The organism is Furfurilactobacillus entadae (assembly GCF_045862745.1).
Classification (GTDB): Bacteria; Bacillota; Bacilli; order Lactobacillales; family Lactobacillaceae; genus Furfurilactobacillus; species Furfurilactobacillus entadae.
The window spans coordinates 19,010-32,693 of record NZ_BQXN01000018.1 but is presented as its reverse complement, the minus strand read 5'-3'; the positions used below and the strand labels follow the sequence as shown (position 1 = coordinate 32,693).

Sequence of the window (13,684 nt, the reverse complement as noted above, 5' to 3'; positions counted from 1 at the left end):
CCCCCATAAGTGTTCTTTCACATAATCCGCGTGTGCCTCAAGCAAATGCACGCTTCTTTAATTACAATCAATTAGTTGTTCTAGGTTATCACATTTTTCGTGTTTCGTCTAAGGGAACCTACTTACTGGACGTCCGTTTGGTTAACGTCCCACCGGTCGTTTTGCCGGCTTGGTAACAACATCAAAATGAAGAACCAGATCCAACCAATGATTGGCAACGCGTACAACAAAATCCACCAGTTGCTGCGCCCGGTATCATGAAGCCGCCGGGCCCGAATCGTAAATTCTGCTAACCAGATCAACACTGCAAAAATCCCAAACAACAACGTGGGGCCACTAAAATGATGAATCAAATAATCGGGGCTAAACGTATTCGGATTTACATCTGTTAACCAGCCCACTACGGCCACCACGACAATGTTAATAAACCACGGAATCCAGTACTGAGACCGTGTTGCCGTTGCGTCCCAAACAAACATTTTGCGCCAAAACTCTTGATAACTTTGCATGTTTATCCACCCCTTTAATGATTGATTACATTCATTATATCGACTAGTAAATAACAATACAGCTAATTTGCCTTATCATTAATCTTTAGAACGTTGTCGCCATCGTTTGGGCCTGTTTAACGGCGTTTGCGATGATTTGATCCGCATGGTCTGGGTCAGCATCTGCGCCCTCTACATAGAGACCACGAACATCGTCAACACCAAAAAATTTCATCGTGTGCATTAAGTAGGCGTCGCCGAAATCAAACGTTGCGTGGTCCTGCGCCCCGGTTCCATGGTACACGCCACCAGCCGACTGAATGTGCACCATTTTCTTATCGTGAAGAAGCCCCTTAGGCCCCGCCGGCGTGTAAGCAAACGTCTTATGTGCCACGGAGATCACGTCAATGTACTGCTTCATTTCAGCCGGCAGAAAGTGATTATACATCGGATTAATAAAGACATAACGGTCGTAATCCACAAATTCATCAATTTCTTCCTGGTGCCGTTTCATCATCGTTTGAAGTTCAATTGGTAACGCTGATAGCGGTTTGCCATACTTCAGCTGTTTCCACGCATCAAACGTTTGGTTATTAATGGGTGGCACCCCTTCGGTATAGAGGTCGTGAATGGTGACAAGGTCATCTGGGTGTGCCGTTTGATACGCTTCGATAAACGCTTGGCCAACCGTCAATGATTTTGAATCGGTTTGTGTTTGTGGGTGTGCTTCAATAACTAACATTTTTTTCATAATAAAACTTCCTTTTCGTTTTTGTTGATGCGTAAACATTAGTCTTTTTTAGTTAACGTGTCAACAAAAATATAAACTCATTGGTTGGATTAACAAAAGAGCCCCGTTTCTCCCAAAATTCAAGGGAAAAACGGGGCTCTTTATCATGCGCTTATTAAACAGAACCTTAGTCTAAGCGTTTAATTTCGATTTGGTCATCCACCAAATCAGCTTCCAGCTTCTTTGCGTCAAGGTGATCCAGGTAGAAGTCCGTTACGCGATCACGAATCTCTTGTTCGATCACACGCCGTAATGGCCGTGCACCCATGGCTTCATCATACCCCTGGTCAATCAACCAGGCCTTGGCGTCATCTGTGACCGTTAACGTAATGTCTTTTTTCGCTAACGTCTTGTTCACATCCACGATCATAAGATCCACGATTTGTTGCAGATCATCTTTGGTCAAGTGGCTAAATTCCACGATGCCGTTAAACCGGTTCAAAAATTCAGGCCGGAAGTATGGTGTCAGCTTGTCCATCAATTTTTCATCGTGCTTTGTGTCCGCCGTTAATTGTTCGTTACCAAACCCGGCATTAGACGTCGCAATCACGATTGTGTTTTTGAAGTCCACAACGTTGCCTTGTCCGTCCGTTAACCGACCATCATCCATCACCTGAAGTAACAGGGTCAGGACCTGTGGGTTGGCCTTTTCAATTTCATCCAGCAACACAATGGAGTATGGGTTCCGACGAACCTTTTCCGTCAATGTGTTGGCGTTGTCTTCATAACCAACGTACCCGGCGGTCGTCCCGATCAACTTGGAAACTGCGGTCGTATCCGTGTATTCACTCATGTCCAACCGGATGATCGCGTCCTTGTTTCCAAACAGATCAAGGGCAAGTTGCTTGGCTAATTCAGTCTTTCCGACCCCGGTTGGACCAACAAACAGGAAGCTTCCAATTGGCCGGTTCCCTTCGTCAAAACCAGCCCGGTTCCGGCGAATGGCACGGGCTACAAGGTTCACCGCTTCATCTTGACCGATGACCTTACCCTTCAGCCGTTCGTTGATGGTCTTTAACCGTTCGATGTCGCTAGCACCCATTTGTGATACGGGAATGCCAGTCAGCCGCTCAACGGCTTCTGCCACATCGTTCACCGTTGCCACTGGCCGTTTTTCATCACCGTCATCACTAGCTAACTGGGCCTTCAGCTTGTCGACCATCGTCTTCGCTGTGCTAGCTGCTTCAAAGTCTTCCTTATCAGCGGCAGCCTGTTTATCTTGCTCAGCTTGCTTAAGCTGGGCTTCCAAACTGACTTTATCCGTCACCGGATGTTGCGCAGCCAAGTGAGCAGCCGTCATGTCCAACAGGTCAATGGCCTTATCTGGCAAGGAACGTTGTGGAATGTACTGGATGGAATAATCCACCGCAGCCTTCAACACATCATCTGGCAAGTCCACACTGTGGTGATCTTGGTACAACGCCCGAATCCCCTGAAGGATGGCAAACGTTGCTTCTGCACTTGGTGCGTTAACCGTAACGTCGTTAAACCGCCGTGCCAACGCTGCGTTTTTCATGATCGTATTCCGGTATTCGTCCTGCGTTGTGGCACCGATCACAGTCAGTTCACCACGACTCAACGCTGGCTTAATAATGTCAGCCAGTCCCTTACCACCATCTTCGCCACCAGTGGACCCGGTGCCCAAAATTTGATGGATTTCATCAAAGAACAAGATGACGTTGCCCGCCTGTTTAACTTCCTTGATCAAGTTTTGAATGTTTTCTTCAAAGCTTCCGCGGTATTGAGTCCCTGCTTCGAGTGATGACAGGTCGATGGACCATAATTCCTTGTCCTTAATGGCCGCTGGGACATCGCCACTAACAATCGCTTGGGCTAACCCTTCCACAACGGCGGTCTTTCCGACTCCGGCGTCCCCGACTAAAATCGGGTTATTTTTCGTCCGCCGACTTAAAATTTCAGCAGTTTCCTGAATTTCTTTGTTCCGGCCAATCACCGGATCCAGTTCACCATCACGCGCTTCCTGCGTTAAATTACGACCCAGCTTTGTCAACACGCCCTGCTTCCCAGCAGTGCCTGGTTGTTTTTGTGACGATTGGGCCGTTGGTTGTGATAACCGCCCCGTTTGCCGATATTCGGCAAATTCTTCCGGCGTCATCTCGCGACCGTTAACCAAGTAACGCGCTTCTGAATTAACGCCGTTCACGCGGCCCATTAATTGGTTAAAAATGTCATCCATGTTTGTGCCAAACGGGTCGTTTGAGTAATTTTGTTGTGCCATATTCAAGTACCTCCTCTGTACTATTGTTCCAGTTCAAAGTTCTTTAAAGGTTATTTCATGTAACGTGATTCAAGCTCCCGGAGAATCTCCCACATTTGGACGTGTTGTGCACGCGCTAGCGCATCCAAGTCACGCATGTTCAGTGGTGTTGCATCCGTTTGCCGTTTGTTGAACGATTTATGAAGGGTTGTGTAGCCGTAACCACTTCGCTTGGCAACCTCATAAATCGTGAGGTCATGCTCTGTTAGATAGGTCTTCACATCGATAATTTCCATCGCACTCTCGTTACCTCCCTTCAACAATGAATACTATAACACGTCTGTGGATGTAGCACAAGTGTGAACTAAACTTTTTTTAAAGCAGATTAATTGAGTGACTGGCAGAATCTTGGTACCGTAAAGATGACCAATCAATCATTTACTCAAAGGAGGACTTAATTATGGGCTGGTTATGGACATTAATTGTTGGTGGTGTCATTGGCGCAATCGCCGGGGCCATTACTAACCGTGATTTACCTGCCGGGATTATTGGCAACATTATTGCTGGGCTAGTTGGAGCCTCACTGGGGCAATGGTTACTCGGAAGTTGGGGGCCAAGTCTTGCCGGAATGGCGGTGGTTCCTGCCATCTTAGGGGCCGTGATCCTGGTCCTCATCATCTCAGCAATCTTCGGGATGCAAAAGCGTCACGACTGATGACATGTTACTCACCTAAATAACTGCAAAAAGCGCCGGTGGAAGGTCATTTCAAAGACTTTCCACCGGCGCTTTTATTTAGTTGTGTCACCATTTCGTTTATTGATCAACACGCACTTAGCAAATCTGGTTGCCTAATGCCGTGAGTTCTTCTTTTGTTAACGTTGGCTGACCTGCAAAGTGATTAATGGTCACTGCCCCATCTAGCAGCCCACTGTCATCCTTCAAAGCCAGTGTGTTGTGCACCAGAGCGAGCGTCAGCCCATTACTTAAAAACGGGGTTTCGTTATCACTTGTGAAAAATGACAGCCCGTCATCACTCCCCAAACTAACCGCATATTCTGGATCAGCTTGCGCAATTTCAACTAACTGAAATTTATCACCAATGGCACAGGTCCCGCCCACAGTAGAATACTTATTGGAGCCATCATCTGTTGCCAACAGTAAAGTTGCATTTGCCGCAACCTTGTCAGCTAAGTAACGCTTTGCATCATCTTTTACCGTTAATTTCATTTTAATGGCCTCCCTAACAAATTGTAAGCAATTAATTCATCACATACAGTAATCATTTTCGGGGCAGACTGCAAGCAACTTGCTCACCAGGTTGTTTCACATGAAACATTTCACTTATTTGGGCTGAAACGCAGCGGGGACTTCCCACGTTGTACAGTGCAAGGCCCCGCCCAGCGTTGATACCTTGTTGATTGGAATCCCGACGACCGTTTTATCCGTGTAGGATTGAATAAACTTAATGGCGCTGTGATCCGCTTTTAAATCAAACTGCGGGACATAAATGGTCTTATCCGTTTCAAGCATATTGATGTACAACCCCCGCGCGGAGGCAATGTTTGGATCAAACTGACCCTTTTCGGTGTAAGCCGACTTTATCGTCACCAACTTCACGTCTGGTAATTCACGGTGAATGATGCCCGCGACCTTTTTTCGAAACTGCGTGTCGCCCTCAAAGTCGCTAATAAACGCCAGCTTCGGGCTAAGAAACTTTATCATGCCGTCTGAATGGGCCAGCGTATCCCCCGGTTCAGCAGGAATGACCACAACCTTTTTGACGTTCAGCTTTGTCTTCAACTCATTGATCACTGCCTTGTGCGACCACTTCCGGTTATCCGCAAAGACCCGGTTTGTCACCACCACTGCGTCGCCATGATTCCACTGCACGTTGCCACCATCAAGAACCAGCGACGATGTTTGGTAGTTAAAGTGGTTTGACGTGAGCCACTTGGTAAACTGCGTGTTTAGCGCCCGGCTGTCACTCTTCTTCAGGTACGCAGGCGCATACTTAAACTTGACCATTTTCGTCGTAATAATCGGCGCTACATCACGAACCCAGATGTCATCATAGGTTGAAGGTGTTGTCGGAAACGGCATCGTCCGTTTGGTGATGCTTAGTAGCTGGTCGTTTTCGCCGAAGTGCGCCGCAAACGTTTGATTATAGCGAATCAGGTCATCATTGACCGGCCGATAATAGCGATCATCCGCCCGCGGCATTGCTGTATAAATCATGGTTTTCCCTCCGTTCGCAAACACTGGCGCACTAACCCCCATGACGAGCAGTGCGCCCATCATCATTTTAGATAAGCACTTTAACATTAACATCCCCACTTTCCATTCTTAGCGTCACCCTGACTGCGCTTAGCCAACCACATTACTCGCATCCTGTGAGTAAAGAGCCCATACTGATGACAATCCTTTTTCTACCAATCATGCAAAGGAGCTGAGTGCTGTGACAAAAATTTATGACTTTACCGAAACCGAAATGAATGGGCAACCATTACCACTTACGCAATACCAAGGGCACGTCGTTCTTATCGTCAACACCGCAAGTAAATGTGGCCTCGCACCACAGCTCGTTGGCTTAGAGAGCCTCTTTCAGGACTATCATGACCAGGGGTTTACCATCCTCGGCCTCCCGTCTGATCAGTTCAAACAGGAACTGGCCACCGATGAGGCTACCAGTGACTATTGCCAGGTCCACTACGGGGTGACCTTCCCCATGACCAAACGAATCTGGGTCAATGGGCCAAACGAAGATCCCCTCTTTACGTACCTAAAGGCCACAGCTGGTCACGGTCGCATTAAGTGGAACTACACTAAATTTCTTATCGGTCGTGATGGCACCGTGAACAAACGGTACGCACCGACCACAACCCCGGCCGCCATTGAAGCAGACATCGTCACTGCTTTAGGCCACGTTGCAACCCGTTTATGAGTTACCAAAAGCGCATTTATCACAACATCTCCGGTGACCGGTGGCGTGTGATTAGTGCGCTTTTTAATGTAAAAAGTCATTGCTTTTATCGAACGTTTGTTCGTATAATGAAGACAGTCTTGACTGCGGAGGTCTTCATTTTGAATTCAATTACAACTGAACGTTGGCTCGCCCAACTCATGCAAATTCCACACGGGGGTCACTTTAACTTGACCGCCCTACCGGTATACCAAGCACACCGGCATGATGCGCCCTTTTGTCGCGCTGTTGCCCAAGCCTTCAATCAGTGGATTGCGCTTACCAACGGTGCTTATGTCCGCATCGTGACGACTGGTTATCGCCGGTGTTAATGCGAATAGGTTCGAATTGCTGGCGGCGTATATGTTTTCATGAACGTCCACGCTTCTTCTAGTGATGTCGCAAATAGTAATTTATCGCGACCACTCGCCGTCAAGAAGCCAGTAGCCACCATTTGATCGTACATTGTTTCTAACGGATCGTAAAAATGAGCGACATTGTAAAACACGCACGGGGTCTCATTGTCACCAATTAGGGCCCATGAAAAGGCCTCACTAATTTCTTCTAACGTTCCCGGGCCACCGGGGAGCGCCAGACACCCATCCGCTTGGGTGAGCATCGCCACTTTACGGGCAGCCATATCAGGAACTACCGTTAGTTCTGTGAGATCTGCCGCGCCAGTGCCACGATCAGCCAGCTCCTGAGTGATAATGCCATGAACCTGGCCGTGATCCGCTAACACTGTTTCAGCCAGCAGACCCATCAGCCCCATGCGGCCACCACCATAAACCAACGTTAAGTCATGATCGACTAGCCAGTGACCCGTTTCTTCGGCGGCCGTTTTGTACACCTGGTGATTTCCCGGGGCCGCGCCACAGTATACTGCTACTTTTTCCATTACCACGTACTCCCTATGCGTTAAGTCTTCATTCATCATACTGCATTCACCACAAAAAACGACATTTACGGACGGAATCCCATCCATAAATGTCGTTTTGCGTTATTTTCTATGATTAAAGCGCTTCGGCCTTTAATTCTTTCGAATCAATGGCGTTCAACCGGTCTGCTAGATCAAACATGGCAGAGCGTGAGTTAACGTACGTCTCATCATCGTATTGTAATAAGCTTTGGCAGTCTGTGACCTTTTGGTAAATTTCGTCACGCTGCGACTTTGACTTTGCCGTCAACCGAACAACCACCTGGCGTTCGTCAATCTTTGACCGTGTCCGTTTAACCCAACCGCCTAATTCCAACCGGCGTAATAATGGGGTAAGCGTCCCACTATCTAAGTTTAACCGCTTGCCGATCTCGTTAACCGTCAGCTTGTCTTGTTCCCATAGGGCACACAAGGCGATGTACTGTGGAAAGGTCAGGTTATATGGCTTTAACGTTTCGATGTAGAAGTGGTTGAACAACTTGCTGGCGTTGTAAACCGCCACACACAACTGGTCATCTAACAACCGTGGTTCGATGTTTTGTTCCATGAACTTAATACCTCCATACTAAAGAAAATCTATCTGAAGTGAATTTTACGATACCAATTAGCGTATCACAAATAATCCCTCTCTGGCTACTCACCTTGTTAGCTTTGCTCATCGTTTGCTAACCATTTACTTGTTAGCAACGTTTAGTGAAACCAGCGATCTTGGCTCATTTGTAATACCCCCGCCCATATTGCGACGATTCATATAGATAATACTCCCTTTAGCCGAAAAATGGCACAATAATCGCTAACTTTTATTTAGAAGAATTTTTAAGCCTTGATTTAACGGGCGTTCTCAGCTTTTTTGTGGTGATTTATTTTCAATCTTAAGGCTCCTTAAAGGTCAACCCCCGATAGTAATGCCAACCACAAATGACATGGAGGACTTGCCAATGTTAACCACGACTGAACTATCCGAATCTGAATTCATGGCCTTTGAACAAACGTGTGCGAACGGCTGCTTTTACCAAAAGAGTTGGCAGCGCCAGCTCCTGGCTGATCAAGGCAACATCACCGTTTATCTAGGTCTTCGTGACGACACAAGCTTGTTTATGGCGGCCCTGTTGGTGGGGCGTAAAATCCACTTTGGTTACCGCTTTGAGGTGTACGGCGGCCCCGTTTTCCCGAAGGACGCGCTGACGTTTGACCGCCTTAAGACCTTTCTTGAATGCCTCACCACGTATGCTTACGATCACGAGGGGCTGGAATTTTCCTTGTTGCCCAACCTAGATCGCTACGTTTTAAATGACGACGGTGAGATCGTAACTGAGCAAAACGCCGAGCTCATTCATATGCTTGAGGTTCTCCACTATCGCTACACCGATTTCACCGCAACTGGTTACCAAAAGGCGACCCATGCAAATCACTTTGTTTATAAAAAGACGCTGAGCGGCTTGACCGCGGCAGAGCTGACCGCCAGCTACTCAAAGGCCACGCGCTACAACATCAATAAGGCCAAAGAGGTTGGTGTTGAGCTGCGCCAGTTGACCTTTGATGAACTCGCTGAGTTTAAAAACAATACCGAAGCCACGGCTGAACGGCTTCACTTCAAGGACAAACCGTTAAGCTATTACCAAAGTGCATTTCAAACTTACGGGGATCACGTTAAGTTTATGGTGGCAGAGCTGAATTTACCCCGCTACATGACACGCTACCAAGATAAAATCGATCAAAATCAGCACCAAATCGCGGAACTAGCTGCTAAACACAAAGCCTACAACGATAAAAAGATCGCCGAGTTGGAACGGCAAAACGCAAATCACCATCAGAAAATCACGCAAGCCAATACCTTCTTAGAAGCGTTTGGTCCTGTTCTGAATATTGCTGGTGCGATGTTCATCAGCCAACCACAAGAAATGGACTACGTTTTTAGCTATACCAACGAAACGTTTAAGGCCTTTCGCGGACCGTTCTTACTTCAGGACACAATGATGCACGAAGCTGCCGCGGCTGGCATCCCCACGTACAACTTTTTGGGCATCGCTGGTCAGTTTGACGGAAACGACGGCGTCTTCGAGTTCAAACGTGGCTTCAACGGCTACCCCACCGAGATCCTTGGTGAATTTACGAAGATCATCCGCCCTGCCAAACACCAGATGCTGTCGGTCTTCAAAGAATTGAAACAACTTGTTTCATAATTTTCATGCTCAATGCCACGCTTGTGAAAATTCCGGAATGTTTTTCGGAAAACACACTGAAAACGACAAGATAATCATATGCAAGCAATTCCTTACCAAAACTAGACCACTTAAGACAACAACTAGGTATTGATAATTGTAACTATGACAGTTATAGTTTACTTGTGAATAAAGTTACGACATGTTTTCACAAATTCCGAAAGAAGGTTTTTCATTTATGGTTGAACGTAGTTATGATTTCTTAATGCCAAGTGTTAATTTCTTTGGCCCTGGTGTCATCAGTAAGATTGGTGATCGCGCTAAGATGCTCGGCATGAAGAAGCCGGTCATCGTTACCGACAAGTTCCTTGAAGGATTAGAAGGCGGTGCCGTTCAACAAACGTTGGCTTCATTGGATGAAGCTGGTGTTGACTACGTCATTTACAATGGCGTTGAACCTAACCCAAAGATCCGCAACATTAAAGAAGTTAAAAAGTTATATGAAGATGAAGGCGCTGACTCAATCATCACTGTTGGTGGTGGGTCTGCCCATGATACTGGTAAAGGTGCCGGAATCATTTTGACAAACGGTGACGACATTACCACACTGGCTGGAATCGAAACCTTAGACAAGGCTTTGCCACCATTGATCGCCGTTAACACAACTGCCGGAACTGGTTCAGAATTGACCCGTCACGCAGTTATCACTAACGAAGAAACACACTTGAAGTTCGTTGTTGTTTCATGGCGGAACATTCCGTTGGTTTCATTCAACGACCCAAGTTTGATGTTAGATGTTCCAAAGAGCTTAACGGCCGCTACTGGGATGGACGCCTTTGTCCAAGCCGTTGAACCTTACGTTTCTGTTGACCATAACCCAATCACCGACTCACAATGTATCGAAGCCATCAAGTTGATCGAAACTTCCTTACGTGAAGCCGTTGCTAATGGTCACAACTTGGAAGCACGGACCAAGATGGTTGAAGCTGAAATGTTAGCCGGAATGGCCTTCAACAACGCCAACTTAGGTTACGTTCACGCCATGGCTCACCAATTGGGTGGTCAATATGACGCGCCTCATGGTGTCTGCTGTGCCCTGCTTCTGCCTTACGTTGAACAATACAACCTGATTGCTGACCCACAACGGTTCGCTGAATTAGCTGAAATCATGGGTGAAAACACTGAAGGTCTGTCAACACGTGACGCCGCTGAATTGTCCATCAAGGCCATGAAGCAATTGTCACAAGATGTTGGAATCCCTGCTTCCATCAAGGAAATCGGTGCTAAGCCTGAAGACTTTGAACTGATGGCTGAAAACGCCTTGAAGGATGGGAACGCCTTCTCTAACCCTCGTAAGGGAACTAAGGAAGACATCATCAAGATCTTCCAAGCAGCTTACGACGCTGAATAATTAACGCCTTAACCGTGCTTAATGCACAAATAAACCCTTCGTTATCTGACGAGGGGTTTTATTTTGGCCAAAAATCGGCATGACGTCGCCGTATAAATACGGTTTTCCACAAGCACAAATAGTTGGAACAACGCAAAATTACGGGTACCCTAATGACAAATTCACTGAATCTTATCGGGGGCTTTCACCATGAAAAATCAATCATCATCCGTCACCACCGGCCAAATGTTCCGGTTCGTGTTCGGACAAGTTTTAAACAAGAAATGGTTGCTCGGCCTAAACGTCGTGGCCCTGGCCATCATTTCATTGCTTGAGTTTGTGATTCCACAGTATGAGCAATTCATCATCGACCATGTTATTCCTCATCACGACATCGGTTTGTTAACGGAGGTCGTCCTCGGGTTGCTAGGCACAGCCGTCGTTCTTGGCATCCTCAACTACGTTTCCACCTATTACATGGGGGTGCTTAGTCAAGGTGCCATTACAAACCTGCGAACCGACCTCTATCGCTACATTTTGCGGTTGGACACCCACTTCTTTGAATCCAGCAAAACGGGGGATCTGATGGTGCGGCTCACAAGCGACATTGGTAACCTGCAAAGCCTCATTTCGGCCAACATGCTTTCCATGGTTGGCAGCATCGTGACGTTTATCTTTGTCTGGATCTACATCTTTATTATCAACTGGCAAATGGCTGTGGCCGTCACGTTGACCTTTCCACTGATGTTTCTCATCTACCGGGTCTTTCGGAACCGAATTCACAACGCCTTTCGTGCCGCCCGTGCCTCACAGGCGCAAATGTCCAACCAAATGCAAAATACCCTGACCCAGATCGACTTGATCAAAAGTTACACCAATGAGGAACTCGAGCAAGATCGGTTCAGTACGTTTGCCAACAAGAATAAACAGGACATGATTAACGCGACACAAAACCAGGCCCTGTTTTCACCGCTGATTGATTTCGTGAACTACCTGGGCATTGCCATCATCCTCGCATTGGGGGCGTACTTCGTCATTCAGCGCCAGTTAACGGTGGGACAATTAGTTGCTTACCTCACCTATGTCGCAATGCTCCAGAGTCCCATTCGGGCCTTCACCCAGATTCTTAACCAGTTGCAGCAATCTTTGGTCTCCTATGGCCGCGTGATGGACATCATGGCAATGAAACCAGCCATCGTCTCTGCACCGGACGCACAGGCCTTCCCCACCATTCGCCAAGGGATCGACCTTCAACAAGTTTCGTTTACGTACCAAGGGGATGACGACCAGGTCAAGGCCACGGTGCCCGCGGTTCATGACATCACCTTCACGATTCCGTTTGGTAAAACAACGGCCCTGGTCGGTCACTCTGGGTCCGGTAAAACCACCCTCACAAAGCTCATCGACCGGCTGTACGACTTAGATAGCGGTGACATTACGTTTGATGGCGCACCGATCAAACAGCTGCAAATTGCGTCCCTGCGCAAAAACATCGCCATCGTCTCGCAAGACGTATACATGCTGGATGGCACGATTGAGGAAAACATTCGCTACGGCCGCGAAGATGCCACCACAGAAGAACTTTGGAACGCAGCGACCATGGCCGACATTGCCGACTTCATCCACGGCCTACCCGATGGCATGCAGACCCAAATTGGAGAACGGGGTGTCAAGCTGTCTGGTGGTCAAAAGCAGCGGCTCTCCATCGCCCGTGCGTTGTTGAAGGACGCGCAAATCGTCATTTTAGACGAAGCCACCGCCAGCCTTGATAACGAATCTGAAAAGACGATTCAGCACGCCCTGGAAAACCTGATGCAATCACGGACCTCACTGGTCATTGCGCACCGCCTTTCCACCATCCACAACGCGGATCAAATTATCGTCATGGACGACGGCCGCCTCGTCGAACACGGGACCCATGAGCAACTGTTAGCTCAAAACGGCGCCTACGCGAAGCTGTATAACGCACAGTTTAATTAAGGGAAGTAACCGTCTGAACAATCGGCGTCAATGAAAATCAGCATAAAAAGTGTCCCTAAATGAACCAGCACCCGAAAGTTGAAGCAAACTTTTGAGAGAACTGGTCATTTAGGGACACTTTTGTTTAACACGCTTGTGTCCGTAAAACATAGGCCTTCAGAAAACATCAATTAGCTTTCTGAAGGCCTATGTTTGGCGAGGAAACGATTTTGATTCTATTGATCTGACATAGATCTAAAACATAACACCATCTTGGATAGCGTCGCGTACAGTTCTTGATCCTATTGATCTGACATAGATCTAAAACAACTATGATGGTGATAATTACCCAGACCGATTCTTGATCCTATTGATCTGACATAGATCTAAAACTTTTTAAAGTGGTCCCGTTGGGATTCGTCAGGTTCTTGATCCTATTGATCTGACATAGATCTAAAACGAAAGATTAAGTTCAGCCCAGGCTTGAACAGTTCTTGATCCTATTGATCTGACATAGATCTAAAACAAAGATTGAGACTTGTCGAACACGTTGCCGGTTCTTGATCCTATTGATCTGACATAGATCTAAAACATGAAAGGTTAGAGTAAATAAAAAAAGGTAGTTCTTGATCCTATTGATCTGACATAGATCTAAAACAATCATCCGGTGGGATTAACGCTGTATTAAGTTCTTGATCCTATTGATCTGACATAGATCTAAAACTGTAGTCAATCCGAGAAAGCAATAGCCGAAGTTCTTGATCCTATTGATCTGACATA

At 47.0% G+C, this 13,684-nt stretch carries 14 protein-coding genes and 1 CRISPR repeat array (1 of these 15 only partly in view); of the genes, 6 read left to right on the top strand and 8 right to left on the bottom strand.

What is annotated here, in order from left to right:
- Positions 1 to 122 precede the first annotated feature (122 nt).
- The 4 genes from ACKTR5_RS08290 to ACKTR5_RS08275 all read right to left on the bottom strand — a co-directional run bounded on the left by ACKTR5_RS08290 (position 123) and on the right by ACKTR5_RS08275 (position 3,792).
- The gene (locus ACKTR5_RS08290) at positions 123 to 509 is read right to left on the bottom strand and encodes a DUF805 domain-containing protein (RefSeq protein ID WP_407880706.1); all 387 of its coding nucleotides are present in this window, start codon (positions 507 to 509) and stop codon (positions 123 to 125) included.
- An 85-nt stretch (positions 510 to 594) separates the two neighbouring features.
- Positions 595 to 1,239, bottom strand: a complete 645-nt coding sequence (locus ACKTR5_RS08285) for an FMN-dependent NADH-azoreductase (RefSeq protein WP_407880705.1) — start codon at positions 1,237 to 1,239, stop codon at positions 595 to 597.
- A gap of 166 nt (positions 1,240 to 1,405) precedes the next feature.
- Positions 1,406 to 3,517, bottom strand: a complete 2,112-nt coding sequence (locus ACKTR5_RS08280) for an ATP-dependent Clp protease ATP-binding subunit (protein ID WP_407880703.1) — start codon at positions 3,515 to 3,517, stop codon at positions 1,406 to 1,408.
- A gap of 50 nt (positions 3,518 to 3,567) precedes the next feature.
- A complete protein-coding gene (locus tag ACKTR5_RS08275; RefSeq protein ID WP_407880701.1) occupies positions 3,568 to 3,792 on the bottom strand; it encodes a helix-turn-helix domain-containing protein in 225 nt (74 codons plus the stop codon).
- 161 nt (positions 3,793 to 3,953) lie between these two features.
- Here ACKTR5_RS08275 and ACKTR5_RS08270 point away from each other — a divergent pair, with 161 nt between their 5' ends.
- Positions 3,954 to 4,211 (top strand): GlsB/YeaQ/YmgE family stress response membrane protein, encoded by a 258-nt coding sequence (locus tag ACKTR5_RS08270; protein WP_407880730.1) that lies wholly within the window; start codon positions 3,954 to 3,956, stop codon positions 4,209 to 4,211.
- A 117-nt stretch (positions 4,212 to 4,328) separates the two neighbouring features.
- Here the strand turns inward: ACKTR5_RS08270 and ACKTR5_RS08265 are convergent, their stop codons facing one another.
- The gene (locus ACKTR5_RS08265) at positions 4,329 to 4,724 is read right to left on the bottom strand and encodes an iron-sulfur cluster biosynthesis family protein (RefSeq protein ID WP_407880699.1); all 396 of its coding nucleotides are present in this window, start codon (positions 4,722 to 4,724) and stop codon (positions 4,329 to 4,331) included.
- A 114-nt stretch (positions 4,725 to 4,838) separates the two neighbouring features.
- The gene (locus ACKTR5_RS08260) at positions 4,839 to 5,732 is read right to left on the bottom strand and encodes an agmatine deiminase family protein (RefSeq protein ID WP_407880698.1); all 894 of its coding nucleotides are present in this window, start codon (positions 5,730 to 5,732) and stop codon (positions 4,839 to 4,841) included.
- A 220-nt stretch (positions 5,733 to 5,952) separates the two neighbouring features.
- Between ACKTR5_RS08260 and ACKTR5_RS08255 the strand changes: the two genes are divergently transcribed.
- Both ACKTR5_RS08255 and ACKTR5_RS08250 read left to right on the top strand, forming a co-directional pair.
- Positions 5,953 to 6,438, top strand: a complete 486-nt coding sequence (locus ACKTR5_RS08255; RefSeq protein WP_407880696.1) for a glutathione peroxidase — start codon at positions 5,953 to 5,955, stop codon at positions 6,436 to 6,438.
- A 140-nt stretch (positions 6,439 to 6,578) separates the two neighbouring features.
- Positions 6,579 to 6,788 carry a hypothetical protein gene (locus ACKTR5_RS08250; RefSeq protein WP_407880694.1) on the top strand — a complete coding sequence of 70 codons (210 nt, stop codon included), beginning with the start codon at positions 6,579 to 6,581 and terminating at the stop codon, positions 6,786 to 6,788.
- Here the strand turns inward: ACKTR5_RS08250 and ACKTR5_RS08245 are convergent.
- A complete protein-coding gene (locus ACKTR5_RS08245; RefSeq protein ID WP_407880692.1) occupies positions 6,785 to 7,354 on the bottom strand; it encodes an LOG family protein in 570 nt (189 codons plus the stop codon). The genes ACKTR5_RS08250 and ACKTR5_RS08245 overlap by 4 nt on opposite strands.
- A gap of 115 nt (positions 7,355 to 7,469) precedes the next feature.
- Positions 7,470 to 7,940 (bottom strand): MarR family winged helix-turn-helix transcriptional regulator, encoded by a 471-nt coding sequence (locus ACKTR5_RS08240; protein WP_407880690.1) that lies wholly within the window; start codon positions 7,938 to 7,940, stop codon positions 7,470 to 7,472.
- Between the two features lie 391 nt (positions 7,941 to 8,331).
- On the opposite strand from ACKTR5_RS08240, the gene ACKTR5_RS08235 reads away from it, so the two are divergent.
- From ACKTR5_RS08235 to ACKTR5_RS08225, 3 genes are all read left to right on the top strand, one after another.
- Positions 8,332 to 9,576: a peptidoglycan bridge formation glycyltransferase FemA/FemB family protein gene (locus tag ACKTR5_RS08235; RefSeq protein ID WP_407880688.1), complete on the top strand. Its 1,245-nt coding sequence runs from the start codon at positions 8,332 to 8,334 to the stop codon at positions 9,574 to 9,576.
- Positions 9,577 to 9,793: 217 nt separating this feature from the next.
- Positions 9,794 to 10,966: an iron-containing alcohol dehydrogenase gene (locus ACKTR5_RS08230; RefSeq protein ID WP_407880687.1), complete on the top strand. Its 1,173-nt coding sequence runs from the start codon at positions 9,794 to 9,796 to the stop codon at positions 10,964 to 10,966.
- Between the two features lie 189 nt (positions 10,967 to 11,155).
- Positions 11,156 to 12,925, top strand: a complete 1,770-nt coding sequence (locus ACKTR5_RS08225; RefSeq protein ID WP_407880685.1) for an ABC transporter ATP-binding protein — start codon at positions 11,156 to 11,158, stop codon at positions 12,923 to 12,925.
- Between the two features lie 206 nt (positions 12,926 to 13,131).
- Positions 13,132 to 13,684: direct repeats of the CRISPR family, unit length 35 nt; unit sequence TTCTTGATCCTATTGATCTGACATAGATCTAAAAC (it continues 10 nt past the right edge of the window).

Bases quoted from the DNA above. Each gene is read 5' to 3' on its own strand.
- ACKTR5_RS08290 (WP_407880706.1), bottom strand. From the start codon at position 509: ATGCAAAGTTATCAAGAGTTTTGGCGCAAAATGTTTGTTTGGGACGCA.
- ACKTR5_RS08230 (WP_407880687.1), top strand. From the start codon at position 9,794: ATGGTTGAACGTAGTTATGATTTCTTAATGCCAAGTGTTAATTTCTTT.
- ACKTR5_RS08280 (WP_407880703.1), bottom strand. From the start codon at position 3,517: ATGGCACAACAAAATTACTCAAACGACCCGTTTGGCACAAACATGGAT.
- ACKTR5_RS08225 (WP_407880685.1), top strand. From the start codon at position 11,156: ATGAAAAATCAATCATCATCCGTCACCACCGGCCAAATGTTCCGGTTC.
- ACKTR5_RS08240 (WP_407880690.1), bottom strand. From the start codon at position 7,940: ATGGAACAAAACATCGAACCACGGTTGTTAGATGACCAGTTGTGTGTG.
- ACKTR5_RS08285 (WP_407880705.1), bottom strand. From the start codon at position 1,239: ATGAAAAAAATGTTAGTTATTGAAGCACACCCACAAACACAAACCGAT.
- ACKTR5_RS08245 (WP_407880692.1), bottom strand. From the start codon at position 7,354: ATGGAAAAAGTAGCAGTATACTGTGGCGCGGCCCCGGGAAATCACCAG.
- ACKTR5_RS08275 (WP_407880701.1), bottom strand. From the start codon at position 3,792: ATGGAAATTATCGATGTGAAGACCTATCTAACAGAGCATGACCTCACG.
- ACKTR5_RS08265 (WP_407880699.1), bottom strand. From the start codon at position 4,724: ATGAAATTAACGGTAAAAGATGATGCAAAGCGTTACTTAGCTGACAAG.
- ACKTR5_RS08235 (WP_407880688.1), top strand. From the start codon at position 8,332: ATGTTAACCACGACTGAACTATCCGAATCTGAATTCATGGCCTTTGAA.
- ACKTR5_RS08260 (WP_407880698.1), bottom strand. From the start codon at position 5,732: ATGATTTATACAGCAATGCCGCGGGCGGATGATCGCTATTATCGGCCG.